This window comes from uncultured Ruminococcus sp., assembly GCF_937915125.1.
Lineage (GTDB): Bacteria > Bacillota > Clostridia > Oscillospirales > Ruminococcaceae > Ruminococcus_C.
The window spans coordinates 1-24599 of record NZ_CALDMP010000063.1 but is presented as its reverse complement, the minus strand read 5'-3'; the positions used below and the strand labels follow the sequence as shown (position 1 = coordinate 24599).

34 protein-coding genes are annotated in these 24599 nt (G+C 51.7%); 4 read left to right on the top strand and 30 right to left on the bottom strand.

Annotated features, from left to right (window positions below; genetic code table 11):
- Nucleotides 1–4: 4 nt before the first annotated feature.
- The 27 genes from rpmJ to rpsJ all read right to left on the bottom strand — a co-directional run bounded on the left by rpmJ (nt 5) and on the right by rpsJ (nt 12940).
- Nucleotides 5–118 carry a 50S ribosomal protein L36 gene (gene rpmJ / locus Q0418_RS06410; protein ID WP_000868342.1) on the bottom strand — a complete coding sequence of 38 codons (114 nt, stop codon included), beginning with the start codon at nt 116–118 and terminating at the stop codon, nt 5–7.
- A gap of 150 nt (nt 119–268) precedes the next feature.
- On the bottom strand, nt 269–487 hold the full coding sequence (gene infA, locus Q0418_RS06405) for a translation initiation factor IF-1 (RefSeq protein WP_298483301.1): 219 nt from the start codon (nt 485–487) through the stop codon (nt 269–271).
- Nucleotides 488–538: 51 nt separating this feature from the next.
- A complete protein-coding gene (locus Q0418_RS06400; RefSeq protein WP_298483299.1) occupies nt 539–772 on the bottom strand; it encodes a KOW domain-containing RNA-binding protein in 234 nt (77 codons plus the stop codon).
- 16 nt (nt 773–788) lie between these two features.
- A complete protein-coding gene (gene map, locus Q0418_RS06395; protein ID WP_298483298.1) occupies nt 789–1541 on the bottom strand; it encodes a type I methionyl aminopeptidase in 753 nt (250 codons plus the stop codon).
- On the bottom strand, nt 1538–2173 hold the full coding sequence (locus tag Q0418_RS06390; RefSeq protein WP_298483296.1) for an adenylate kinase: 636 nt from the start codon (nt 2171–2173) through the stop codon (nt 1538–1540). The genes map and Q0418_RS06390 overlap by 4 nt, the downstream gene beginning before the upstream one ends.
- Nucleotides 2174–2191: 18 nt before the next feature.
- Complete coding sequence (gene secY, locus Q0418_RS06385; RefSeq protein WP_298483294.1) at nt 2192–3517, bottom strand: preprotein translocase subunit SecY; 1326 nt, start codon at nt 3515–3517, stop codon at nt 2192–2194.
- A gap of 1 nt (nt 3518) precedes the next feature.
- Nucleotides 3519–3959: a 50S ribosomal protein L15 gene (gene rplO / locus Q0418_RS06380; protein WP_298483292.1), complete on the bottom strand. Its 441-nt coding sequence runs from the start codon at nt 3957–3959 to the stop codon at nt 3519–3521.
- Nucleotides 3960–3986: 27 nt separating this feature from the next.
- On the bottom strand, nt 3987–4163 hold the full coding sequence (rpmD, locus tag Q0418_RS06375; RefSeq protein ID WP_298483290.1) for a 50S ribosomal protein L30: 177 nt from the start codon (nt 4161–4163) through the stop codon (nt 3987–3989).
- A gap of 12 nt (nt 4164–4175) precedes the next feature.
- Entirely contained in the window at nt 4176–4676 is a 501-nt protein-coding gene (rpsE, locus tag Q0418_RS06370; protein WP_295213979.1) for a 30S ribosomal protein S5, read from the bottom strand.
- Nucleotides 4677–4693: 17 nt separating this feature from the next.
- Nucleotides 4694–5053 (bottom strand): 50S ribosomal protein L18, encoded by a 360-nt coding sequence (gene rplR / locus Q0418_RS06365; RefSeq protein ID WP_295213981.1) that lies wholly within the window; start codon nt 5051–5053, stop codon nt 4694–4696.
- 21 nt (nt 5054–5074) lie between these two features.
- Entirely contained in the window at nt 5075–5620 is a 546-nt protein-coding gene (gene rplF / locus Q0418_RS06360) for a 50S ribosomal protein L6 (protein ID WP_298483288.1), read from the bottom strand.
- 15 nt (nt 5621–5635) lie between these two features.
- On the bottom strand, nt 5636–6034 hold the full coding sequence (rpsH, locus tag Q0418_RS06355) for a 30S ribosomal protein S8 (RefSeq protein ID WP_295213985.1): 399 nt from the start codon (nt 6032–6034) through the stop codon (nt 5636–5638).
- Between the two features lie 29 nt (nt 6035–6063).
- Nucleotides 6064–6249, bottom strand: a complete 186-nt coding sequence (locus Q0418_RS06350; RefSeq protein ID WP_295213988.1) for a type Z 30S ribosomal protein S14 — start codon at nt 6247–6249, stop codon at nt 6064–6066.
- Nucleotides 6250–6267: 18 nt separating this feature from the next.
- Nucleotides 6268–6807 (bottom strand): 50S ribosomal protein L5, encoded by a 540-nt coding sequence (gene rplE, locus Q0418_RS06345; protein WP_295213990.1) that lies wholly within the window; start codon nt 6805–6807, stop codon nt 6268–6270.
- Between the two features lie 12 nt (nt 6808–6819).
- A complete protein-coding gene (gene rplX / locus Q0418_RS06340; protein ID WP_298483285.1) occupies nt 6820–7173 on the bottom strand; it encodes a 50S ribosomal protein L24 in 354 nt (117 codons plus the stop codon).
- A 15-nt stretch (nt 7174–7188) separates the two neighbouring features.
- Nucleotides 7189–7557, bottom strand: a complete 369-nt coding sequence (rplN, locus tag Q0418_RS06335; RefSeq protein WP_295213994.1) for a 50S ribosomal protein L14 — start codon at nt 7555–7557, stop codon at nt 7189–7191.
- A gap of 70 nt (nt 7558–7627) precedes the next feature.
- The gene (gene rpsQ / locus Q0418_RS06330) at nt 7628–7885 is read right to left on the bottom strand and encodes a 30S ribosomal protein S17 (protein WP_022049142.1); all 258 of its coding nucleotides are present in this window, start codon (nt 7883–7885) and stop codon (nt 7628–7630) included.
- A 16-nt stretch (nt 7886–7901) separates the two neighbouring features.
- Nucleotides 7902–8102 carry a 50S ribosomal protein L29 gene (gene rpmC, locus Q0418_RS06325; protein WP_295213996.1) on the bottom strand — a complete coding sequence of 67 codons (201 nt, stop codon included), beginning with the start codon at nt 8100–8102 and terminating at the stop codon, nt 7902–7904.
- A complete protein-coding gene (gene rplP / locus Q0418_RS06320) occupies nt 8102–8524 on the bottom strand; it encodes a 50S ribosomal protein L16 (RefSeq protein ID WP_298483280.1) in 423 nt (140 codons plus the stop codon). Before rplP ends, rpmC begins: the two co-directional genes overlap by 1 nt.
- Entirely contained in the window at nt 8524–9318 is a 795-nt protein-coding gene (rpsC, locus tag Q0418_RS06315) for a 30S ribosomal protein S3 (protein ID WP_298483279.1), read from the bottom strand. The genes rplP and rpsC overlap by 1 nt, the downstream gene beginning before the upstream one ends.
- A 21-nt stretch (nt 9319–9339) precedes the next feature.
- Nucleotides 9340–9675, bottom strand: coding sequence for a 50S ribosomal protein L22 (gene rplV / locus Q0418_RS06310; protein WP_298483277.1), 336 nt, complete (start codon nt 9673–9675; stop codon nt 9340–9342).
- 18 nt (nt 9676–9693) lie between these two features.
- Nucleotides 9694–9978 (bottom strand): 30S ribosomal protein S19, encoded by a 285-nt coding sequence (gene rpsS, locus Q0418_RS06305; protein ID WP_022411557.1) that lies wholly within the window; start codon nt 9976–9978, stop codon nt 9694–9696.
- A 20-nt stretch (nt 9979–9998) separates the two neighbouring features.
- Nucleotides 9999–10832 carry a 50S ribosomal protein L2 gene (gene rplB / locus Q0418_RS06300; protein ID WP_298483275.1) on the bottom strand — a complete coding sequence of 278 codons (834 nt, stop codon included), beginning with the start codon at nt 10830–10832 and terminating at the stop codon, nt 9999–10001.
- Nucleotides 10833–10923: 91 nt separating this feature from the next.
- Nucleotides 10924–11247 carry a 50S ribosomal protein L23 gene (gene rplW, locus Q0418_RS06295; RefSeq protein WP_298483272.1) on the bottom strand — a complete coding sequence of 108 codons (324 nt, stop codon included), beginning with the start codon at nt 11245–11247 and terminating at the stop codon, nt 10924–10926.
- Nucleotides 11244–11870 (bottom strand): 50S ribosomal protein L4, encoded by a 627-nt coding sequence (gene rplD / locus Q0418_RS06290; protein WP_298483270.1) that lies wholly within the window; start codon nt 11868–11870, stop codon nt 11244–11246. Before rplD ends, rplW begins: the two co-directional genes overlap by 4 nt.
- A gap of 17 nt (nt 11871–11887) precedes the next feature.
- The gene (gene rplC, locus Q0418_RS06285; RefSeq protein ID WP_298483268.1) at nt 11888–12520 is read right to left on the bottom strand and encodes a 50S ribosomal protein L3; all 633 of its coding nucleotides are present in this window, start codon (nt 12518–12520) and stop codon (nt 11888–11890) included.
- A 105-nt stretch (nt 12521–12625) separates the two neighbouring features.
- Nucleotides 12626–12940 (bottom strand): 30S ribosomal protein S10, encoded by a 315-nt coding sequence (gene rpsJ, locus Q0418_RS06280; protein ID WP_177436651.1) that lies wholly within the window; start codon nt 12938–12940, stop codon nt 12626–12628.
- 235 nt (nt 12941–13175) lie between these two features.
- On the opposite strand from rpsJ, the gene Q0418_RS06275 reads away from it, so the two are divergent.
- The 4 genes from Q0418_RS06275 to Q0418_RS06260 all read left to right on the top strand — a co-directional run bounded on the left by Q0418_RS06275 (nt 13176) and on the right by Q0418_RS06260 (nt 17898).
- Nucleotides 13176–13586, top strand: a complete 411-nt coding sequence (locus Q0418_RS06275; protein WP_298483266.1) for a hypothetical protein — start codon at nt 13176–13178, stop codon at nt 13584–13586.
- 15 nt (nt 13587–13601) lie between these two features.
- Entirely contained in the window at nt 13602–16058 is a 2457-nt protein-coding gene (locus Q0418_RS06270) for a GH36-type glycosyl hydrolase domain-containing protein (RefSeq protein ID WP_298483263.1), read from the top strand.
- Nucleotides 16059–16426: 368 nt separating this feature from the next.
- Complete coding sequence (locus Q0418_RS06265) at nt 16427–17044, top strand: sugar O-acetyltransferase (RefSeq protein ID WP_298483261.1); 618 nt, start codon at nt 16427–16429, stop codon at nt 17042–17044.
- A 176-nt stretch (nt 17045–17220) separates the two neighbouring features.
- Entirely contained in the window at nt 17221–17898 is a 678-nt protein-coding gene (locus Q0418_RS06260; RefSeq protein WP_298483259.1) for a TIGR00266 family protein, read from the top strand.
- A gap of 314 nt (nt 17899–18212) precedes the next feature.
- Here the strand turns inward: Q0418_RS06260 and Q0418_RS06255 are convergent, their stop codons facing one another.
- The 3 genes from Q0418_RS06255 to Q0418_RS06245 all read right to left on the bottom strand — a co-directional run bounded on the left by Q0418_RS06255 (nt 18213) and on the right by Q0418_RS06245 (nt 24380).
- Nucleotides 18213–19967 (bottom strand): glycosyltransferase family 39 protein, encoded by a 1755-nt coding sequence (locus tag Q0418_RS06255; protein WP_298483257.1) that lies wholly within the window; start codon nt 19965–19967, stop codon nt 18213–18215.
- Nucleotides 19948–21507, bottom strand: a complete 1560-nt coding sequence (locus Q0418_RS06250) for an NAD(P)/FAD-dependent oxidoreductase (protein WP_298483255.1) — start codon at nt 21505–21507, stop codon at nt 19948–19950. Before Q0418_RS06250 ends, Q0418_RS06255 begins: the two co-directional genes overlap by 20 nt.
- Before the next feature lie 530 nt (nt 21508–22037).
- Entirely contained in the window at nt 22038–24380 is a 2343-nt protein-coding gene (locus Q0418_RS06245) for a DUF4125 family protein (protein WP_298483254.1), read from the bottom strand.
- Between the last annotated feature and the right edge of the window lie 219 nt (nt 24381–24599).

Genomic DNA, 24599 nt, shown 5'->3' with positions numbered 1-24599 from the left:
GGGCTTAGCCCTGACGCTGTTTATGCTTCGGATTTTCGCAGATTACCATTACTTTGCCTTTACGCTTAATCACCTTGCATTTTTCGCAAATCGGCTTTACGGAAGGTCTTACTTTCATTGCAACTGTCCTCCTTCTCGGAACAACTGTGCAGCCGGCCATCTGCCGTCTGCGATGGATTGGAAACGATGGTTACAACCGGAAACACGGTGTCCCCTGAAACCATTTTCGCGGAAACTGCTCTGTTGCAGTTCCGGAAAACAGGTTAAGTTACTTGGCTCTCCAAGTGATTCTGCCTTTGGTCAGATCATAGGGCGACATCTCGACAGTCACCTTATCGCCCGGCACGATACGGATGTAGTTCATCCGCAGCTTTCCGGACACGTGCGCAAGGATGATATGCTTATTCTGCAGCTCTACCTTAAACATTGCATTGGGCAGAGATTCGAGAACGATCCCCTCGACCTCAATTACATCTTGCTTTGACAAACTGATAACCTCCCCGACGGGTATCTTGATGATCAGCGGAACGGACTGTTCTCACTGATACTGCTTCAACACACTTCTGAGCTTTTTGTCCGTGACACCCTCCAAATCGACGAGTGTAGCTGTCATTTGAAGATGCCGTACGTTTTTCCGTTTCGGTGCGTCCAGTCTGCGGCGTTTTCCGTCTGCGATAGTGGCATAGCCGTTTTCCACAGACAGTACCACAAAGTAGCCGCCCCGATCTCTGCCGGCAAGCGCACGAACCACCAGACCTCTTGTCAGTTCCATAAAAACGATCCTCCGTTTATGGTCTGGTCAGAATCACCGGGCCTTCCTGCGTCACTGCGATCTCGTGTTCGAAATGCGCCGCAGGAGAACCGCTGCGGGTCACGACCGTCCACCCATCCTTCAGCACACGGACGCCGTCGCCCTTGCCGTTGATCATGGGCTCGATGCAAAACGTCATGCCGGGCATCAATCGGATGCCGTGACCGGGCCTGCCATAGTTCGGCACTTCCGGATCCTCGTGCATCTCGTGTCCGATTCCGTGACCGCAGTATTCCCGTACGATACCGTATCCACGGGAACCGCAATACTCTTCCACCGTATGAGACACGTCACCCAGGCGTGCACCCACCTTTGCCGCTTCGATCGCTGCATAAAGGCTTGCCTCTGTCACACGCAGGAGATCTGCCGCTTCTTCGGAGATATCGCCCACAGCAAAGGTATATGCCGTGTCGCCGACAAATCCGTCGAAAGTTGCGCCAACGTCCACGCTGACAATATCGCCCTCACGGATGATCCGCTTGGGACTGGGGATGCCGTGAATCACTTCTTCGTTAATTGAAATGCAGGCGCTTGCCGGAAACCCGCCGTAGCCGAGAAATGTCGGCACAGCACCGCAGCTGACGATGAAATCATGAATAGACTTATCCAGCTGCTTTGTGGTCATACCGGGGTGGATCACCTTTCCGGCATGTTCCAGCGCACGGGCTGCGATTCTGCCCGCCTCCCGCATTTTCAGCAAATCAGATTTCGATTTGATGGTAACACTCATTTTACGCCCACAGCCTTCAGAGTCAGTGCAGTGGTGTCTGCAACTTCTTCCTGACCAATGACGGTTTCGAGTTTACCCTGTTTTTCATAATACGCCTTCAGCGGCTCAGTGGTCTTGTGATAAGTTGCGAGACGATCCAGAACCGTTTCCGGCTGGTCATCCTTACGGATGATGGTCTTTCCGCCGCACTTGTCGCAGACGCCCTCTACCTTGCTGGGCTTGAACTGAATGTGATAGGTTGCGCCGCACATCTCGCAGACTCTTCTGCCGGAGACACGCTCCTTGATGGTCTCATCCGGAACATAGATCTCCAGCACCTTGTCGATGCGGACACCCATTTCGTCCAGTGCCTCTGCCTGAGGTACACTGCGGGGGAAACCGTCGAGAATGAAGCCTGCCTTGCAGTCGTCCTGTGCAATGCGCTCTTTCAGGATGCCGATAACAATGTCATCGGAAACCAGAGCACCGGCGTCCATAGCAGCCTTTGCCTTTACGCCGTATTCCGTACCGGTGCGGACTGCCTCACGCAGCATATTACCGGTGGAAATCTGCGGAATCGAAAGTGCCTCAGAGATCTTTTCTGCCTGGGTACCCTTGCCGGCACCCGGTGCGCCTAAAAGAATCAGATTCATAGGAATATGCCTCCTTGTTTATTCGAGGAAGCCCTTATGATGACGCATCATCATTTCGGACTCCAGCGTGCGGACAGTTTCCAGTGCTACGCTGACAACGATGAGGATGGTAGTACCACCCATTGCCAGGGAGCTGAGGTTGTGGTCAAACCAGGTCATAGCGATCGGGAAGATTGCAATGATACCCAGGAAGAACGCACCAACCAGAGTGATCTTCGACAGTACACGCTGGATGTAATCCGACGTGGGCTTTCCGGGGCGGATGCCCGGGATGCCGCCGTTGTTCTGACGGAGATTATTGGCGATCTCAATGGGATTATACTGCATCGATACATAGAAGTAGTTGAATGCAATAATCAGAATGAAATAAATCACCGCATAACTCATGGACTGTGTACTGAAGAAGTTAATAAATCCATTGTAGAATTTCTGCCAGAATCCAACCGGATCATCATAGACCGGCTTGAACAGGCTGATGGTGCTGGGCAGAGACATAAAGGACATGGCGAAGATGATGGGCATAACGCCGCTCATGCATACCTTGATCGGAATATGCGTGGACTGACCGCCATACTGTTTTCTGCCGACAACACGCTTTGCATACTGAATCGGGATCCGGCGCTCCGATGCATTCATGAATACGATGAATGCGATCATCACGATGAACAGAACCAGAACACCCAGGGATTCAAAGAAATACCGCTGCGGTTCGTTCTTTGTCAGTTCTGTCAGAGTACCTGCCATAACCGGGAAACGAGCCAGAATACCGGCAAAGAGGAGCATGGAGATACCGTTTCCGATGCCCTTGTCGTTGATCCGGTTGCCCATCCATACGACGATGGATGTGCCGGCGATAAAGGTGCCGACGATAACGAATGCAATAAAGACATTGGCTGCCTTGGAGCCGCCGTCTGTCACTGCGTCCATCTGGTTTTTCAGTGTCAGGTAATATGCAAAGGACATAAATGCCGACAGTGCCAGAGAAACGGCAGCAGTGATTTTATTGAGTTTTTTCTGTCCCTCTTCTCCTTCGTCACGCAGACGCTCCAAGGGCGGCAGTGCATAAGTCAGCAGCTGCATAATGATGGATGCGTTGATATACGGGGTGATGGACAGAGAGAATACAGTTGCCTGAGAAAGGGCACCACCGGTGATGATATCCAGGTATTCCAGGAAGTTACCGCCGGTTGCGTTTTCTGTCATCCAGGTGCTGACTGTAGCGGTATCCAGGAACGGAACCACAACAGCGCTTCCCAGACGGAAGATCAGGAGCATCAGCAATGTGTACAGGAGTTTTTTCCGGATTTCCGGAATACTCCAGGCATCTCTTAACGTCTTAAACACGTTACATCACCTCTGCTTTTCCGCCAGCCTTTTCAATTTTTTCAGCTGCGCTCTTTGTGAACTTTGCAGCCTTTACAGTCAGCTTAGTTGTCAGCTCACCGTCGCCGAGTACCTTTACGCCGTCGCAGGCCTTCTTAATGAGACCGGCTGCCTTCAGCAGATCTGCATCTACAACAGTACCGTCAGTGAACTGGTTCAGATCGGAAACATTTACAATTGCATATTCCTTTGCGAAGATGTTGTTAAAACCTCTCTTCGGAATACGTCTGGTCAGCGGCATCTGACCGCCTTCAAAACCGATTCTTACGCCGCCGCCGCTGCGGGCATTCTGACCCTTGTGGCCCTTGCCGGCAGTCTTGCCGTTACCGGAGCCGTGGCCGCGGCCGATTCTCTTGACTTCTTTCGTCGAACCCGGAGCCGGGGACAATTCGTGAAGCTTCATGGTATGTGCACCTCCTTAGCGTCTAACTTATGCTTCTGTTACCTCTACGAGGTGAGAAATTTTCTGAATCTTGCCGAGGGTTGCCTCATTTTCAGGCTGTACGCTGACATCGCCGACCTTCTTGAGACCCAGCGAAGCTGCTGTTGCAACCTGATCCTTTTTGCGACCGATCAGGCTTTTTACGAGCTTGATTTCCTTTGCCATTTCGCACCCTCCTTATTTGTAGATTTCCTTGACGGACTTGCCTCTCTTCTCAGCAACTTCTGCTGCTGTGGTGCAGGATGCCAGTCCGTTGATGGTTGCACGTACCACGTTGCACGGATTGTTGGAACGCAGCGACTTGGTACGGATATCCTTGATACCAGCAACTTCGATCACGGCACGAACCGGACCGCCGGCGATAACACCGGTACCGGGAGCTGCCGGCTTCATCAGAACTTCGCCTGCGCCGAACTTTCCGACGATCTCGTGCGGAATTGTGGTGCCCTTCAGCGGGATCTGAATGAGATTCTTCTTGGCATCCTCGATGCCCTTGCGGATTGCATCCGGAACTTCGCCGGACTTTCCGAGGCCGAAGCCCACGATGCCGTTGCCGTCGCCGACAACAACGAGAGCTGCGAACTTCATGATACGACCGCCCTTTACGGTCTTGGATACGCGGTTGATGGAAACGACCTTTTCTGCAAGCTCGAGACCCTGCGGATCAATTTTAGCCAAAGTAATACCTCCCTTGTTTAGAACTTCAGTCCGTTTTCACGTGCACCGTCTGCGAGTTCCTTCACTCTGCCATGGTACAAATAGCCGCCTCTGTCAAAGACAACATCGGTGATGTTCTTTTCGAGTGCACGCTTTGCGATCATTTCGCCGACCTTGCGTGCGCCTTCAATATTGCCGCCTGCGCCCTCAAATGCCTTATCCATGCTGGATGCGGATGCCAGGGTCACACCGTTCACATCGTCGATCAGCTGTGCATAAATGTGCTTTGTAGAACGGTATACGCACAGACGCGGGCGCTCAGGAGTACCGGAGATCTTCGAGCGAACTCTTGCATGTCTCTTTAATCTAGCTTTTTTGCTATCTACCTTTTTAATCATAGCGGTCTACTCCTTTCCGAATTACTTCTTGCCCTTGCCGGCCTTACCTTCCTTGCGGATGATACGCTCGTCGACATAGTGGATGCCCTTGCCCTTATACGGCTCCGGCGGACGCTTTTCGCGTACTTCTGCTGCAAACTGGCCGACCTTCTGCTTGTCGATACCGCTGACAACGATGGTGTTCGGCTGGGGTACATCCAGCTTGATGTCGTCGTTCTCAGTCACGGTCACCTGGTGAGAATAACCCAGGTTCATGACAACGTCCTTGCCCTTCTTTGCGGCACGATAGCCGACGCCCTCGATGATGAGGGTCTTGGAGTAACCGTTGGTTACGCCCTCGATCATATTTGCGATCAGTGTTCTGGTCAGACCGTGCAGGGATCTGTGCTCCTTGTCGTCAGACGGACGAGTTACATTGATCACGCCGTCTGCGATCTCGATGCCCAGTTCCTTGGAGAACTGTCTGGTCAGAGTGCCCTTTGCGCCCTTTACGGTGACGAAATTGTCCTCGCACTTTACTTCTACGCCGGCAGGAACACTAATCGGTTTTTTTCCTATTCTTGACATAATCCCGTGTCCTCCTTACCAAACAAATGCTAAAACTTCGCCGCCGACATTCAGCTCACGAGCCTTCTTGTCTGTCATAATGCCCTTTGAGGTAGAAACAATTGCAATACCCAGTCCCTTGCGTACCTTCGGCATATCCTCACAGCTGGAATAGATCCGCAGACCCGGCTTAGAAACCCGGCGCAGACCGGTGATAACCGGCGAACGGTTTTCTGTATACTTCAGTGTGATGCGGATCACGCCCTGCTTGCCATCCTCGATGACCTGAAAGCCCTTGATATAGCCTTCGTCCAACAGAATCTGTGTAATAGCCTTCTTTACGTTGGAAGCAGGAACGTCAACTGTGGCGTGCCGTGCGGAACTCGCATTACGAATTCTTGTCAGAATGTCTGCTATTGTATCTGTAATCTGCATGCCAATGACCTCCTTTTCGTAACTCCTCTTTACCAGCTTGCTTTCTTCACGCCCGGAATCTTGCCCTCATGCGCCAATTCACGGAAGCATACACGGCAGATGCCGTACTTTCTCAGATAAGCATGGGGTCTTCCGCAGATCTTACAACGGGTGTAAGCACGTGTGGAAAACTTGGGAGTCTTTTGCTGCTTTAATTTCATTGCCTTTTTTGCCATGATTTGTATCCTCCCTGATTACTTCGCAAACGGTGCGCCGAGCAGAGTCAGCAGTTCCTTTGCCTCTTCGTCGGTCTGTGCCGTGGTGATGAAGTTGATATCCATACCTCTTACCTTGTCGATCTTGTCGTACTCGATCTCCGGGAAAATGAGCTGTTCCTTGATACCGGTAGAGTAGTTGCCCTTACCGTCGAAGGAGTTGCCATTGATACCGCGGAAGTCACGTACACGAGGGAAGCTTACATTAAACAGCTTGTATACAAATTCGTACATCTTTTCGCCGCGGAGAGTTACTTTTACGCCGATGGGCATACCCTCACGGAGCTTAAAGTTAGCTACCGACTTCTTTGCTCTGCAAACCACCGGCTTCTGGCCAGTGATTGCTGCGAGATCTGTCATGATCGCATCAATAACCTTTGCGTTATCCTTTGCCTCGCCGGCTGCCACGTTCACAACAACCTTGTCGAGCTTCGGGATCTGCATAACATTCTCATAGCCGAACTTCTTCATCATTGCAGGAGCAACGGTGCTATTGTAGTAATCTTTTAACGTAGACATATCGTTTCTCCTTTACTCAAAAGATTTGCCGCACTTCTTGCAGACACGGAGCTTCTTGCCGTCCTCTACGGTGTGACCGACTCTGGTGGGCTGACCGCACTTGGGGCAAACCAGCTGTACCTTATCTGCATACAGCGGAGCTTCGGTTTCTACAATGCCGCCGACCTGACCCATACGAGTGGGCTTTACGTGCTTGGTCACGATGTTGAAGCCTTCAACGATGACCTTGCCTTCCTTGGGGCTGACTTCTACGACCTTACCGGTCTTTCTGCCCTTGGACTTGTTCTGCGGATCATTGTACTGATATTCATCCTTGCCAGTCAGCAGGATAACGGTGTCGCCTGTTTTTACATGAACCTTACTCATCTTGACACCTCCAACTTACAGTACTTCCGGAGCGAGGCTCAGGATCTTCATATAATCCTTATCACGAAGCTCTCTTGCTACCGGCCCGAAGATACGAGTGCCCTTCGGGTTTTTATCTTCACGGATAATAACAGCAGCGTTTTCATCGAAGCGGATGTAGGTCCCGTCTTCTCTGCGCAGACCCTTTACCGAACGAACGATCACTGCCTTGACTACGTCGCCCTTCTTTACAACGCCGCCGGGTGTTGCTTTCTTAACAGATGCTACAACGACATCGCCGATATTTGCATATCTTCTGCGTGTGCCGCCCAGAACTCTGATGCACATCAGTTCTTTCGCACCGGTGTTATCTGCAACTTTCAAATAAGACTGCATCTGAATCACAGCGAGTTCCTCCTTTCAGAACGTCTCTGGTTCATCCAAAGACCGATTCTGTTTTCTCTATTGATGATGTTTACTTTGCCTTTTCGATGATTTCAACAACGCGCCATCTCTTGTCCTTGGACAGCGGGCGGGTCTCCATCACTTCAACACGATCGCCAACCTTGCAAGCGTTGTTTTCATCGTGTGCCTTCAGGCGGACGGTTCTCTTTACGATCTTCTTATACAGCGGGTGTTTTACATTATCGACGATTGCAACAACGACGGTCTTATCCATCTTATCGCTGACAACTCTGCCGACTCTGGTTTTTCTCAAATTTCTCTCAGCCACAGTAAAACCCTCCTACTCACTGCTGTGCAGACAGTTCCGCAGAACGGAGCGCAGTCTTCACACGTGCGATATCTTTTTTAACTGCCTTGATGCGGGCAGTGTTTTCCAGCTGATTTGCTGCGAGCTGAAAACGAAGTGCAAAGAGCTCTTCCTTCAGGCTGTCCAGCTTTGCGTTCAGCTCATCTACCGGCATGTTATTAACTTCGGTTGCTTTCATTACTGCTCGCCTCCTTTTTCAGCCTTTACAAACTTACACTTGATCGGCAGCTTGTGCATTGCGAGACGCATAGCCTCACGTGCGGTCTCTTCCGGCACGCCAGCAATCTCGAACATCACTCTGCCCGGCTTAACAACAGCTACCCAGTATTCCGGAGCGCCCTTACCGGAACCCATTCGAGTGCCGGCCGGCTTCTTGGTCACCGGCTTATCCGGGAAGATCTTGATCCAAACCTGACCGCCACGCTTGATGTAACGAGTCATTGCGATACGAGCTGCCTCGATCTGGTTGGAAGTGATCCATGCCGGTTCCAGTGCCTGGATACCATACTCACCGTTGCTTACAAAATTACCTCTGGTTGCTTTACCCGTCATACGTCCTCTGTGGACACGACGGTATTTTACTCTCTTAGGAAGCAGCATTACTGGTTACCTCCTTCTCTTCTAGCATCGCGGCGGAAATTGCCGCCATTTCTGCGGTCACCGTTCCGGTTGTCACGACGGCGGCGGTCATCTCTGCCTCCGCGGTTGTTGTCCCGGGACTTTCTCTCTACCTTTTCTCTCTGAGCGGCAGCCTTAGCAACGTCACCCTTGAGAACTTCGCCCTTATAGATCCAAACCTTTACGCCGATACGGCCGTAAGTGGTGTGGGCTTCTGCGAAACCATAGTCGATGTCAGCACGAATGGTCTGCAGCGGAATGGTACCTTCGTGATAGCTTTCGGAACGAGCGATTTCTGCACCGCCCAGTCTGCCGGAAACCTTTGTCTTGATACCCTTTGCACCCAGACGCATGGTTCTGCCGATAGACTGCTTCATAGCACGGCGGAAGGAGATACGATTCTCCAGATCCAGTGCGATCTTTTCAGCTACCAGCTGTGCATCCATATCCGGCTGCTTTACTTCTACGATGTTGACATAAACCTGCTTGTTCAGCATTTTTTCCAGCTGTGCACGCAGCTTTTCGATCTCTGCACCGCCGCGGCCGATAACAACGCCCGGCTTTGCACAGTGAATGTGGATTCTAACCTTATCTGCGAAACGCTCGATCTCGATCTTCGGAACACCTGCTGCATACAGGTTCTTCTTGATGAACTTACGAACGCTGTAATCTTCTACCAGCGTATCGCCGAAGTCAGACTTATTCGCAAACCAGCGGGAATCCCAATCTTTAATGACGCCGACACGGAGACCGTGCGGATTAACCTTCTGGCCCATAACTCAACCTCCTACTGGATTTTACTCTTCTTCTTTCAGAACAATCGTAATATGTGAAGTTCTCTTCAAAATGCGATAGGCTCTGCCATGATCTCTCGGCATGATCCGCTTCATGATCGGACCTGCGGTAACGAAGCACTCTGCAACATAAAGATTATCCTTATTCATGCTGTGATTATTTTCTGCATTTGCAATTGCGGACTTCAAAAGCTTTTCCAGCAGCGGGCTGGCAGCCTTCGGAGTGAGGTCCAGAGTTGCCAGTGCGATATCCACAGGCTTGTTACGAATCAGATCCAGAACGATCTGTACCTTGCGAGGTGAAATGCGGGCATTTCTCAGATATGCTCTTGCTTCCATGTGATCTCCTCCTTCCGCTTACTTCTTACCATTGTTGGATGTCTTAGAACCAGCGTGACCCTTGAAGGTTCTGGTCGGTGCGAATTCACCCAGTTTGTGTCCTACCATGTCTTCTGTGACATATACCGGCACGTGCTTGCGGCCGTCATGCACAGCGATGGTGTGGCCTACGAAATCCGGGAAAATGGTAGAAGAACGGCTCCATGTCTTGAGCACTTTCTTCTCGCCGGCTTCGTTCATTGCCTGTACACGCTTGAGGAGGACTTCCTGGACGTAAGGTCCCTTTTTGATACTTCTGCTCATGAGTGTGTTCCTCCTTTCCCTTATCTACCGTTGCGGCGTTTTACAATATACTTATCGGATGCCTTGTGCTTTGCACGGGTCTTATAACCCAGAGCCGGCTTACCCCACGGAGTAACAGGTCCCGGACGACCGATCGGAGATTTACCTTCACCACCACCGTGCGGGTGATCGTTCGGGTTCATAACAGAACCTCTGACAGTCGGTCTCCAGCCCTTGTTTCTCATGCGGCCTGCTTTACCGTAGTGTACGTTTTCGTGGTCAATGTTAGAAACCTGACCGATGGATGCGCGACACTCAATCGGCACTTTTCTCATTTCGCCGGAAGGCAGACGAACCAGTGCGAATGCACCTTCCTTGCCCATGAGCTGAGCCATGTTGCCTGCGCTGCGAACCAGCTGAGCGCCCTTGCCCGGATACAGTTCAATCGCATGAATGAATGTACCAACGGGGATGTCGATGAGCTTCATTGCGTTGCCCGGCTTGATGTCTGCATCAGAACCAGAGCGAACGGTGTCGCCAACTTTGAGGCCTTCTGCTGCCAGGATGTAGCGCTTTTCGCCGTCCTCATACTGAACCAGAGCGATAAATGCGCTTCTGTTCGGATCGTACTCCAGGGTCAGAACGGTAGCATTCATGCCGTCCTTGTTACGCTTGAAGTCGATGACACGATATTTTCTGCGGTTTCCGCCGCCTCTGTGGCGAACGGTGATTCTGCCGTAGCTGTTGCGGCCCGAGTTCTTCTTCATCGGCTCGAGCAAGCTCTTCTCCGGCTTTACCTTCGACAGACCCGAATAGTCGGTGCAGGTCATATTTCTGCGGGACGGGGTCGTCGGTTTATAGGTCTTAATGGCCATTCTTTTCACTCCTTATAAAATGCTGTGTTATCGGGAGCATTACTCCCATACCCGAAGTCTGCTTTGTGGGAAAACCCGCCTGCGACTTCTCTTAGAACATACCGTCGAAGAATTCGATGGTACCCTTGCGCTTCTTGCCATCCTTGCCCGGAGTCGGCTCCGGATTGATGGTGATAACAGCCTTCTTGAAGTCCGGACGCTTACCCATGGTGCGTCCCATGCGCTTGGTGTGACCGGTGCAGTTCACGGTGTTTACCTTGAGAACCTGTACCTGAAACAGTTCTTCTGCTGCCTTTGCAATCTCAACCTTATTGGCATCCTTTGCAACCTTGAAAGTGTACTTGCTTTCTGCCATATCGTCTACGCTGCGCTCGGTGATAACCGGCGTCAGGATGATATCCTGCGGTGCTTTCACTTTGCATACACCTCCTCGATTTTTGCGACAGCATCCTGAGAAACGATGAACTTGTCATAGTTCAGGATGTCATATACATTCAGGGTGTTGACAGCTGCGGTCTTGACACCCGGGATATTTGCTGCGCTCTTTACGACCTTCTGGTCTGCCTCAGCAGTTACCAGCAGGGCCTTGCCCTCTACGCCCAGTGCCTTCAGCATTGCGGCTACGGTCTTTGTCTTGTATTCTTCCAGCTTCAGGCTGTCCAGAACGATCATGTTCTGATCCAGAACCTTTGTGGAAAGCGCAGACTTCATTGCAAGTCTTCTTGCCTTCTTATTCAGTGCGTAACGATAGTCACGGGGCTTCGGACCCAGTGCTACGCCGCCGTGTGTCCACTGAGGAGCACGGATGGAGCCCTGTCTTGCGTGACCAGTACCCTTCTGTCTCCACGGCTTTCTGCCGCCGCCTGCAACCTCGGTACGAGTCAGTGTAGACTGTGTACCCTGGCGCTGGTTTGCCAGATAGTTTACTACCATTGCGTGCATCACTGCCTCATTGGGCGTAACTGCGAAAACCGCATCCGAAAGCTCTGTCTCAGACACCTGCTGGCCTGCCATATTAAATACTGCAATCTTTGCCATTGATGTTTCCTCCTTCCTTACGCCTTCACGCTGTCAGTGATGACAACAATTCCGCCCTTCGCACCCGGGATCGCACCCTTGACTGCGATGAGATTATTTTCACTATCGACCTTTACGATCTCCAGATTCTGAACGGTAACCTTTTCTGCGCCCATATGGCCTGCCATGCCCTTGCCCTTATAGATACGGGACGGAGAGGAGCATGCGCCCATAGAACCAGCCTGGCGGCCTACCGGACCAGTACCGTGGGTTTCTCTCAGCGTGCGCTGATTGTGACGCTTTACTGCGCCCTGATAACCCTTACCCTTGCTGGTGCCGCTGACATCCACGCTGTCGCCTACTGCGAATGTATCTGCCTTGATCACATCGCCTACGTTCAGAGCAGTGCAGTCTGCCAGACGGAATTCCTTCAGCGTCTTCTTGGCTGCAACGTCTGCCTTTGCGAAATGACCCTGCATGGGCTTTGTCACATGCTTTGTGGTTACATCGCCGAAGCCCAGCTGTACTGCCTCATAGCCGTCGTTTTCGGTTGTCTTCTTCTGAATGACAACGCACGGACCGGCTTCTACGACAGTTACCGGAATGACTTTTCCGGATTCGTCGAAGATCTGTGTCATACCGATCTTCTTGCCGATAATTGCCTTCTGCATTTTAAGTTCCTCCTGTTGGTTATTGGTTGACCTCTGTCAACATGACCGACGGCATTTCCCTGCCGTCCGCGGCTTTTGCCGCAGGGGTTTGAATCAGATCGATTCTTACTTGAGCTCCATGACGATATCTACGCCTGCCGGAATCTCCAGCTTCTGCAGAGCCTCTGTGGTCTTCTGTGTCGGACGGATCACGTCGATGAGACGCTTGTGTGTACGACGCTCGAACTGCTCACGGCTATCCTTGTACTTATGAGTTGCACGCAGGATGGTGATGATCTCCTTATCGGTCGGGAGCGGGATCGGACCCGAAACCTGAGAACCGCTTCTCTTTGCAGCTTCCACGATCTTGGCCGCTGCTGCGTCTACTGTCGCATGCTCATAGCCCTTGATCTTGATTCTGATTTTTTCGTTGACTGCCATTCTTTTCGCCTCCTTCATCTTCCTGGGGGCTGGAGTCTCCTCCATCAGGACTTCTTTCCACGCCGCCGGGTGTTCCCGGCACACATGTACAAAAAAACTCGAAAACTGAAAAATGTTTCCGAGCCAGTGCAGACAGCAGTACAAACCAGCCGGCACAGCTTATGCCATGCTGGGGTGTTGTACACATACTGTGTCATTATCCTGATTCGCCCGGTTTTCAAATCGGACATACTCCATGAAAATTACCCGGCATACCGCCGGCAACCTTTCACTTCAACGCATATCTATTGCAATCACGCTTGTATATTCTATCATACTTTCCGAAGAAATGCAAGTATCTGCGCCGATTTTTTTCGATTTTTTATGTAAATTTTTTGTAAACGACAAGATGGGTGGTTCTTTCTATACCTTTTATATAGCAGCACCCATATTTCCGGCGATGTTTTTCCCCGAAATCTCCTGTTTTTTCTGTTTTGCATCAAACCAGCCGTCGCCAGGGGATTTTTTGAAAGATTTTCTCAAAAAAGACTTGTATTTTACTGGCTTGTATGTTATAATGAGGATACTAGCCAGCGTAGAGAAAGCATATTCCCAAAAGGCATTGCTGTCTCATTATTGGCAATCTTACTATTCACAAAATTTTTGAAAAGGAGTTCCACCCATGAAATTTGGCTATTTTGACGACGCAAATAAGGAATACGTCATTCAGAATCCGAAGACACCATATCCGTGGATCAACTACCTCGGTACCCAGGAGTTCTTCTCTCTGATCTCCAACACCGCCGGCGGCTATCACTTCTATAAGGATGCCCGTCTGCGCCGGATCACCCGTTACCGCTACAACAATGTACCGGTAGATATGGGCGGTCGTTATTTTTACATCAACGACAACGGCACCATCTGGTCTCCGGGCTGGTCCCCGGTAAAGACCGATCTGGATGCATACAGCTGCCGTCACGGCATGGGCTATACCATTATTTCCGGTAAGAAGAACGACATTTCCGCTGAAGTGACCTTCTTCGTACCCCAGAACTACAACGGCGAGATCCAGAGCCTGGTTCTGAAGAACGAGGGCAGCGAAGCAAAGACCATCAAGCTGTTCTCCTTCATTGAGTGGTGTCTGTGGAATGCACAGGATGACTCCACTAACTTCCAGCGTAACTTCAACACCGGCGAAGTGGAGATCGAAGGTTCTACCATCTTCCACAAGACCGAGTATAAGGAGCGCCGCAATCACTTCGCATTCTATACCGTAAATGACAGCATCGACGGCTATGACTCCGACCGTGAGAGCTTCCTGGGTCTGTACAACGGCTTTGAGAATCCTCAGGTAGTGGCTGCCGGCAAGGCATCCAACTCCGTCGCTGACGGCTGGTCACCCATCGCTTCTCACTATAAGGAAATCACCCTGGCACCGGGCGAGTCCAAGCAGCTCATCTTCATCCTGGGCTATGTCGAAAACCCCAAGGATCAGAAGTGGAATGCAGACGGCAGCATGAACAAGTCCCGTGCTTATGAGATGATCGAGCAGTACAACACACCGGAAAAGGTGGCTGCTGGTCTGGCTGAGCTGAAGGAAATGTGGGACAATCTGCTGTCCAAGTACAATGTCAATACACCGGACGACAAGATGAACCGCATGGTAAACATCTGGAACCAGTATCAGTGCATGGTTACCTTTAATATGTCCCGTTCCGCTTCTTACTTCGAGAGCGGTATCGGCAGAGGCATGGGCTTCCGTGACTCCAACCAGGATCTGCTGGGCTTCGTGCACCAGATCCCGGACAGAGCAAGAGAGCGTCTTATCGATCTGGCTTCCACCCAGCTGGAGGACGGCGGATGCTATCATCAGTATCAGCCTCTGACCAAGAAGGGCAACAACGAAATCGGCGGCGACTTCTCCGACGATCCGCTGTGGATGATCCTTTCTGTTGCTGCATATATTAAGGAATCCGGTGACTACACCATCCTGGACGAAATGGTGCCCTATGACAACGACGAATCCAAGGCAAAGACCATGATGGATCACCTGGAAAAGAGCTTCTTCCATGTGGCTGAAAATGTTGGCCCTCACGGACTGCCTCTGGCAATGCGTGCAGACTGGAACGACTGCATCAACCTGTCCTGCTTCTCTGACGAGCCGGGCGAATCCTTCCAGACCTCTACTTCTCCGAAGTACGGCGAAGACAAGTATTCCAAGGTGGCAGAGTCTGTCATGGTAGCTGCTCTGTTTACATATGCAGGTCCGGAATATGTGGCAATGTGCAAGAAGCGCGGCGATGAGGCTGGCGCTGCAAAGGCACAGGCTGCCATTGAAGAAATGAAGAAGAACATCATGGAATACGGCTGGGACGGCGAATGGTTCCTGCGTGCCTATGATGACTTTGGCAATAAGATGGGCTCTCACGAATGCGAAGAGGGCAAGATCTTCATCGAACCCCAGGGCTTTGCAGTTATGGGCGGCTGCGGTAAGGAAACCGGCGCTGACCTGAAGGCACTGGAGAGTGTTGACAAGTGGCTGAATTCCGAGCATGGTCTGAGTCTGAACCAGCCGGCATTCACCAAGTATTATATCGAGTACGGCGAAATTTCCACATATCCGGGCGGATACAAGGAAAATGCTGGTATCTTCTGCCACAACAATGCATGGATCATCTGTGCAGAGGCGTTTGTGGGTCACGGAGACAAGGCGTTTGAGTATTACAGCAAGATTGCACCGGCATATCGGGAAGAGAAGTACTCTGACCTCCACCGCACCGAGCCGTATGTCTATGCACAGATGATTGCCGGCAAGGATGCGAAGCGTCACGGCGAGGCAAAGAACAGCTGGCTGACTGGTACTGCTGCATGGAACTTTGTGGCTGTTTCTCAGTACATTCTGGGCGTGATCCCGGATTGGGACGGTCTGAAGATCGACCCGTCTATCCCCCACGAGTGGGACGGCTTCACCATTTCCAGACAGTATCGTGGTGCGACCTATGATGTTACCGTCAAGAACCCGGATCACGTTTGCAAGGGCGTTGTATCGGTTACTGTTGACGGCAATGCGATTGAAGGCAACGTACTGCCGGTATTCAGCGATGGCAAGAACCACGCTGTTGAAGTTGTGATGGGCTAAGCGAAATATAACAATTGCATAACTATTTCCTTTTTGCAAAAGCAGGATCTTCCCCGAGATCCTGCTTTTTGCTGTTTTGGAGCATCGGTAACATCAAGGTCACCTCTAAAAACCCGCTCACCCGTCTCTGCGGCGTTGTTGGATTGTTATAACGCTCAGAGTGGGGGCTTGCATTCTATACAAACTGGTATTTTGTCTAAAAATATTGACATGGCAGGGCAAAATCTGATATAATAAAGGCAATACCGCACAAAGATTGTGCGTCAGATGCAAGCATATGACGTGCAAAGCCGACAGGCGCTCTTTGTGCGGTGTTGCCTAAAGCTAATTGAACACGACAATTCCCATACTACAAAAGGAGATATCATATGGAACAAGAACAGGAAAAAATGCTTGCCGGAAAGCTTTACGATCCCTCTGACCCGGTGCTGGAACAGCAGCGCCAGAAGGCGCACCGGCTTTCCAAGAACTATAACGATACCTATGAAACAGAGACGTTAAAACGAACGGAAATACTGAAACAGCTGGTGCCGAACTGCGGTAAGGGGACGTTTTTTCAGGGACCTTTGCAATTCGACTACGGCGTAAACACCATTTTCGGGGAAAAGTGCTATGCCAATTTCAATCTGGTTGTACTGGATACATGCCCGGTGACGATTGGTGACAATGTTTTCTTCGGGCCAAACTGTACCCTTGCCACACCTATGCACCCGTTTTTGCCGGAAGAACGCAATCTGCGCACCCGGGAGGACGGCTCCTTATATGATCTGGAATATGGCAAGCCCATTACCATTGAAAGCAACTGCTGGCTGGCGTCCAATGTCACAGTCTGCGGCGGTGTGACCATTGGGAAAGGCTGCGTGATCGGCGCAGGAAGCGTTGTTACAAAGAGTATTCCGCCCTATTCCCTCGCAGCAGGGAATCCCTGCCGGGTGATCCGAAAAATCACGGAAGAGGACAGCGTGGAACAGAAACTGAACATTTGATCTCGTTACAAACGTCCTGACAAGAAGTTTGTAATGAGATCAACCATACGACAGCAGGTGCAAGTCACCCGCCCCCTAAATCGAGCGGCGAATAACACGAAAAGAGCGGTAAAATGCCGTTTTTGCAGAGGCGAATATGTTTCGCCAAAAATAATCTATTGCAGGAGGACACAATTATGCAGTATCAGATTCAAGGTCAGCCCTATCCGGTGGTTGTTCTGACCGTTCAGCCGGGAGAAACCGTGCTTTGTCAAAAAGGCGCAATGGCGTGGATGACCCCCAACATGGAAATGCAGACAAAGGGCGGCGGACTTGGAAAAATGTTCAGCCGTGCCCTGTCGGGAGAGGCAATGTTCCAGAACGAATATACCGCAAGGGGTGGTGTGGGCATGATCGCCTTTGCTTCGGCAGTGCCGGGCGAAGTAATGCCCATCCAGGTGACACCCGACAAGCCCATTGTGGCGCAGAAATCCTCGTTCCTGGCATCGGAGCAGAGCGTTTCCTTTGAGATGTATTTCCAGAAGAAGATTGCCGGGGGCTTTTTCGGCGGTGAGGGCTTCATTATGCAGAAGTTCAGCGGAAATGGCATGCTGTTCCTGGAGATCGACGGCAGCGTTGTTGCATACGACCTTGCACCGGGACAGTCCATGATGGTGGATACGGGCAACCTTGCCGCAATGGAGGCAACCTGTACCCTGGATGTAGAGACTGTCAAGGGCGTGGGAAATATGCTGCTGGGGGGCGAAGGCTTCTTTAATACAAAGGTAACAGGCCCCGGCAGAATCTGGCTCCAGACCCTGCCCCTGTCCGGACTGGCAAACGCATTGGCACGTGTCATGCCCTCATCAAAGTAAGAGAGAGTCAGCTTACATCAAGGGCAATACCGCACAAAGATTGTGCGTCAGATGAAACAAAAATGCTCGTGAATACTTTGTGTATTCACGAGCATTTTTGTGAAATATGACGGAAAAGATGCAAGCATATGACGTACAAAGCCGTCAAGCGCTCTTTGTGCGGTGTTGCCCAAGATAATTTCCCGCCAATTCCCAAAAAGGCTGCCTGGCAAGCTGATCCAGCTGAGCACAGCTGGTGCAGGTCCAGGGTGGTGAGAAAAAGCGACAGCTTTTTCGAGGCGGGGTGAACATGACCGCCCCTACATGCAACATGCTCATTTGTTCGGCAGACAGACCCACGCATACAACACGAAAGAGCAGACAGCAAAACAGCCGCAGAACACCTGCATTCCCACAGCCAGCGCCCCAGCCGCTTTTGTCTTTCTCTGGTGCAGTTCCTGCACTGCCATGCCGAAAAATAGCGCACCGATGAGAATTGTGGGCATGATATACCGGAAATTCATGGAACAGGTAAAGGGTGAGGATGCTGCCAGATAGTAGAAATTCACCATCATGACCAGATAGAAAGACACAAAGAAAATCTTCTGCATCCTGTTCATGGCACATTTCCGGAAGCACAGCACGATCATGCACACCAGTGCACCGGCGGCAATCAGCACATTCAGCCAGAAAAAGATTTCCGCCAGCAAAATCGCTGCCTGTCCATATGCCAGGGTGCTCTCATTGATATATTCCCCGAACAGCGCATTTTTCAGCAGCGCTATCATGGGGTTATACTCGTTGTAGCCCGAACCATCCTGCTGTAACCACTGTTCAAAGACGCTGTGAAACTGTTTCGGGGAAAAATCCGTGATCCGGGAGGAAAATCTCTGGTCGCCGATATACTGCCGCAATCCGGTACTCAACTCCTGTACATAGGTCAGGGGCACATCAAAGCGCACCAGATTCCGGATGGGATACCATAGCCCCAAGGGAACACAGACTGCCGCAAATGCACCGTACTGTCCTAGAATGTTCCATTCCCGGCGGCGGAGCTTCTGCACCAGTACCACCAGGAATACCACGGCAATGGGAACTGCCACCAGGGCAGCGGACATCTTCGTCATCATGCCCAGCCCCACACAGAGGGCGATCTTCAGAATGCCTTTCATGGTGGGGTTGTCGTACCATTGCAACGTGCACAGCACTGCCCCAAAAATAAATGCCACTGAAAGGATATCGTTGTTGATGCTGCCGGAAAACAGGGTGAATGACGGGTGGAAAGCAATGAGCAGCAAGGGCGCATATAGCCCCATGCCCTGGAGCTTGAAATGCCGGAGGATCCGATAGGCGGTAATGAGAATCACCATGGCGTAGAATAACGTCAGGGTCTGTAGAGATTCCCGTGCCGGGTCGTGCCCCACGCCCAGGAGGTTTTCCGACAGATCGATCCACAGCGCACTGATGGCATGATGCAGGGGCGGATGATAGAACTGCCAGCGTTCCCGGGGGTCAAAATCCGGCAGACTGTGGTGGAACAGCAGATATTCTATGTAACCAGTGTGTCCCTTATTGCCGCCGAATTTGCTGACATCATGCTGTCGCTCATAGACAGAGGTATAGAACACATAGTAGAATTTCAGGAAAAAGCTGATTCCCATGAGTAATAGTGCCGTGCGTTGGGTCTGGTTCTGCTTCTGGTTCCGAGTCAAGAAGAACAGTACCAGCAGAATTATGCAGCCGCCCAGGAGCATCCACAGCCCTTTTCGCTCCGACTGGCTATACAGCTTCGTACCCAGACCGGTCAGCAGCAGAAAGACTGCACCTGCGGCGATCGCCGTCTTTTTTCGCAGTTTTCCCAGCCGGTACAGCCACAGGAGAATGGCGCCGCCTACCGTGAGTACGGACAGCACCTCCAGCATGAGGGCGTTCCCGGGAACATTTTCCGCCGAACCAAGGTAAAAGGGATTGATGAGCAGACAGATCAGCAAGGCACTGAGATATGGATGTGCCCCCAGCGCTTGCAGAAACTTTTGGGTACAGGATTCCGGAGAGCACAGAGAAGCCCTGTCAGGATTGTTTCTGTTCATGGTATTCCTTCTCCTGGTTGACGTTCCACACGGCGCTCTTGTCGGTGGAATTGTGCTTGATGGCATCAGCGGCGTGAATTGCCGTCAGCATGGAGTGATCCATGTTGTTGTAGCGGTGCTGACCGTTTCTGCCCACGCAGAAGAGATTCTCATAAGTATCCAGGTAAGCGACCACCTGGTCGAACTGGGCATAGGTATCGAAATATGCCGGATATGCTTTCTTGACCTTTTCCCGGTGAGAATCCAGCACGGTACCCTCCTGGATGACGCCCATTTTCACCAGTTCCTTTGTGGCGAAGTCAATGCATTCCTCATCGGACATATTCCAGAATTCGTCACCCTCAGCGCAGAAGTATTCCAGACCGATCCAGACGGTGTCCTCCGGCTTTTCCACCATATAGGGAGACCAGTTGTTGAAGATCTGAATCCGTCCCAGCTTCACGCCCTTATCCTGGACATAGATCCAGCAGTCGGGGACGATATTGCCCAGGGTCTTTTTGTCTGTCTCGTTGACCAGCTCCAGCTTGTTCACCAGCAGTCCCACAGTGACAAAATCCCGGTAAGGGAGACCTGCGGCAATGCGCTGAATTTCGCTGTCTGCACAGCCCTCCAGCCCGGCAACCAGATTCTTGATGGGCATAGAGGAAATGAAAATATCTCCCGTGATCTCCTTTGTGCCCTCTGGTGTCTCGCAGACAACAGACTGAATCTTTCCATTCTCGGTGCGGATGGTCTTGACAGTATGGTGATAGAGGATCTGACCGCCCTTTTCCTGTACCTTTTCGCCCACCAGCTCCCAGAGCTGACCGGGACCGTATTTGGGATACCAGAACTGTTCAATGAGAGAGGTCTCGGCGTTTTCGTTGTTCTTCTTGCCGAACGCCTTGGAGAACATATCTTTGATAACAGCACGAATGGACAGTCCCTTGACACGCTGTGCGCCCCAGTCTGCGGAAATTTCGCTGGGATGTCTGCCCCAGAGCTTTTCGGTATAGCCTTCGAAGAACATGCTGTAGAGCACCTTGCCGAAGCGGTTGATGTAGAAGTTCTCCAGATTGGTCTCCGGCTTCTTGGAAATACAGGAGCCCAGATAGCTGAACCCGGCACGCATGGTGGTGGCAAAGCCCATGTTTTTGATGGTTTCCTTTTTCAGAGAAACGGGATAATCGAAGAAGCAGTGGTTGTAATAGATCCGGGACACACGGTCACGCACCAGCATGACCACATCTTCCTTTTCCGGATCAGGACCGCCGGAAACCAGGGGCTTTTCCCGTCCCAGCTTCTGGTCGTCATATGCCGGTTTTCCCTGGATGGGCATGAGATCGGACCACCATTTCATCACTGTATCATCCTTAGAGAAAAAGCGGTGACCACCGATATCCATACGGTTTCCGTGATAGCGCACGGTCTGGGAAATACCGCCCAGCACTTCGCTCTCCTCCAGAATGGTCACTTCAAATTCGTCTTTGGTGTCCTTCAGCAGCTCATAGGCAGCTGTCAGACCAGCGGGTCCGCCGCCGATGATCACGATTTTTTTCATAGATTGGTTCTCCTTCTTAAAAATTTTAAAATTAGGGCAATACCGCACAAAGATTGTGCGTCAGATGCGAGCATATGTCGTGCAAAGCCGTCAGGCGCTCTTTGTGTGGTGTTGCCTTAGCCTTGTTCCGCCGCAGATCATAGAAAATTCTTTGATATGGACAATCGACAAAAACTACTCATAATAGTATACTATATTTTTTCATATTTGTCAATGATAGGATGCACGCAGTCACGCAACTCAATTTTTGTGAAATATGGATTATTGTAGGGGCGACCAATGGTCGCCTCTACAGTTGCACCGAATTTGTGTAATTGTGGGGAATACGGCGGGCGGATGATATCCGCCCCTACAAAGGGTTCTCCTTAGGTTCTTTAGGAACGGCGGGAGCAAGCCCCCGCCCTACGCTTCTGGTTTTCAAATCAAAAGTAAAGCTTTAGGCGTGACAATGTACTACATAAAATGATTACCCCTCCAAAAACAGCCGTCCCCTTCTACCGGAACGGCTGTTTCCATATGCAATTTTTTTATTACGGGCAGCACCCGTTCTGCTCCGCTTCTTCCAGGGTGGCATAGCCGTATTCGTGCACCGTTTCCTCCAGAATCATCCGGGACAGGTTCTTCCCCTGCTGGTGCAGGGATACGATCCATCTGCCATAGCCGTACAGCACCTCAAAGGGATACGCCGTCAGCTCACCCCGGAGATAGGTCTCATAGGATGTCTCCCAGGGAGAATCGTCCTCTGTGTGAATGATCCTTGCACGGGATGCCAGATTGGGATACTGGGCTGCAAATTCCTCCATCCAGGGAATCTGGATGGCGATGATCGCCTCCCGCAGCTGCACAAATTCCGGCGAGACAGGCGGCAGCTGGTCTTTGATCTTCGCATATTCCTCCGGGTGGGTGCTCTCCATCATCCGGGCATATTTTTCCGTAATGAGGTTTCTGCCCTCCGAAAGCGCCTGTTCAAAGGCAGCGATCCACTGTTTCAGCAGTGCGCTGTCCCAGGGCAGATACTGACTGCGGCGCATAATGGAAAAGGTCTCCCAGTCGTCCTGACAGGCTGCCCTGCCGCCCATATTCTGTACCTTGTCGAAAGTCTCCCACTCCAACCGGACGATTTTTTCCACATCCGCCAGGTGGGATTCCATCTCCTCTGCCTTTGCGCCCAGTGCCTTTGCCGTGTCTGCCAGATAGGCATTTTCCGGCTGTTCCATTGCATTTGTCATAGCGATCTCCTTTCCGATCATTCCGCAGATCTCCCGGATGTACCCACATGCCGGGTCTATTTCCTCGTCAAAATCCCTTTCCCTCCGGGGCGGCAGAAGCAGCAGTTCACGTATCTGCCCTGCCATATCCCCGAAGCCTTCCAGCTCTGCCGTACTGCGCAGCAGCCACTTTTCATATGGTGCATAGACACCCCGAAGCAAATGTGCCGCAGTCATGGCATTCCGACAGAATGCCCCGAGATAGAGCTGTGCCGCTGCTGTATCGCCACGGCGGCGCATCCGGACGAAGTTATACTGTCCGCACTGTGCCATCCGACCCAGTGCCTGTGCAAGACGGCGGAGCCGGACGGATTTCGGATAGCCCAGCCCCAGCTTTCTCCGGGGTGTGGTCATAATACCGCTGTCATCCCGGAAGATTTCGCCGCTGCACGCCGCCGCCAGCATGGATTCGTCTACAGAAAGCCACTCCGCTTCATTCCGTGGTATCCCCGGCAGACCCAACAACCGCCGGAAATAGCCGCTGACAGTACAAACGCCTACACGTCCATCTGCTTCGGGCATTTCCAACCGACGGTAACCCATATATGATTTTGGCAAAGCGGCATAGGCATTTTTCAGCGCCTCCACCTGCTGCTCCGGCAGATCATCCGGCACCCAGATACAGAAGCCCGGCCCGAAGTCATGATCCCGGGAAAGTTCGTCGTCATACCCCAGGCATTCCGAGCCTTCCCCGGCAAGACCGATCGCCAGCTTCGGCAGGATATCCCCGAAGGAACGCTCCAGCACAGGCGCACCGAACGCCTCATAAAAACGGCGGCAGAGTTCCAATCCCGAAAGCCGGGGACGTGTCATGCCCAGCTTTTCATAAGTCTGCGCCAGATTCTCGGAGACAATGGCATAGAAATTATTCTGTCCCATATGCAGTTCGATCTCCGGCAGTGCCTTTTCATAATATGCCGCCGCTGTCTCGTAGTTTTCCAGCTGATAATAGGCGTCACCAAAGCCGGCGAGAGTGGCGCTGTAGTGGAAATCCGACGGTGTGCGTCCGGCGAGAATACCGTCTGCTTCTGTGAGATATGCCAGGGCATCCTCCACACGATGGAGCCGCAGCAGCGAGACGGCAAGGTTGGTACAGGAAATCGCCGTCCGTGTCTCGTCTCCGGCGTATTGCCGCACCAGGGTCAATGCCTGTTCCAGACAGCGGCACGCCTGTTCCCACTGTCCGGTTTCCTGATAGAGAAGCGCCAGGTTATTCCACAGGCTTGCAATACGTCCATCGGACTGAGGCAGGAGCTTGTCATAGAGTTCCTGCACGGTTTCATAGGTGGAAAATGCCTGATCAAAGGCACCGGCGGCACGGTAGGCATTGGCGCAGTTCAGGAGAGTCGTTCCATAGGCGATGGAATCCGTCTCCCCCTGTTGTTCAAAAAGGGCACGTGCCCTTGCGGCAGTATCCAGCATTTCCGGGAACCGTCCGCAGTCCCGGTAAAAGCCCATTTGCTCATTGCGCAGTGTCTTTTCCGCATCGGTATCGCCGGAAGCTTCTGCTGTCCGGATGGCTTCACACAAAAATGTTTCCGCTTCGTCCAGCCGACACGCATGGAGCAGATCGTCCAGCTGTTTCAGAATGGATGGGATGTCCATGGGAATTCCTCCTGTTCTTTTTGGGATTATTCGAAGAGTTTAACGCTCGTAAATCAGTGCCATGTGGTACGTAGTCCGCACTAAAGCTTTGCTTTTGGCAACGAAACGGCTGTATTCTGGATGTCCAAGTCAAAGCAAGCACGAAGAAAATCAAGTTACCGTGACCAGCAAAAGTGCGGAAAGGGGGTGAGGGGTGAAGGGAAAGAGAGTGCAGAGGGA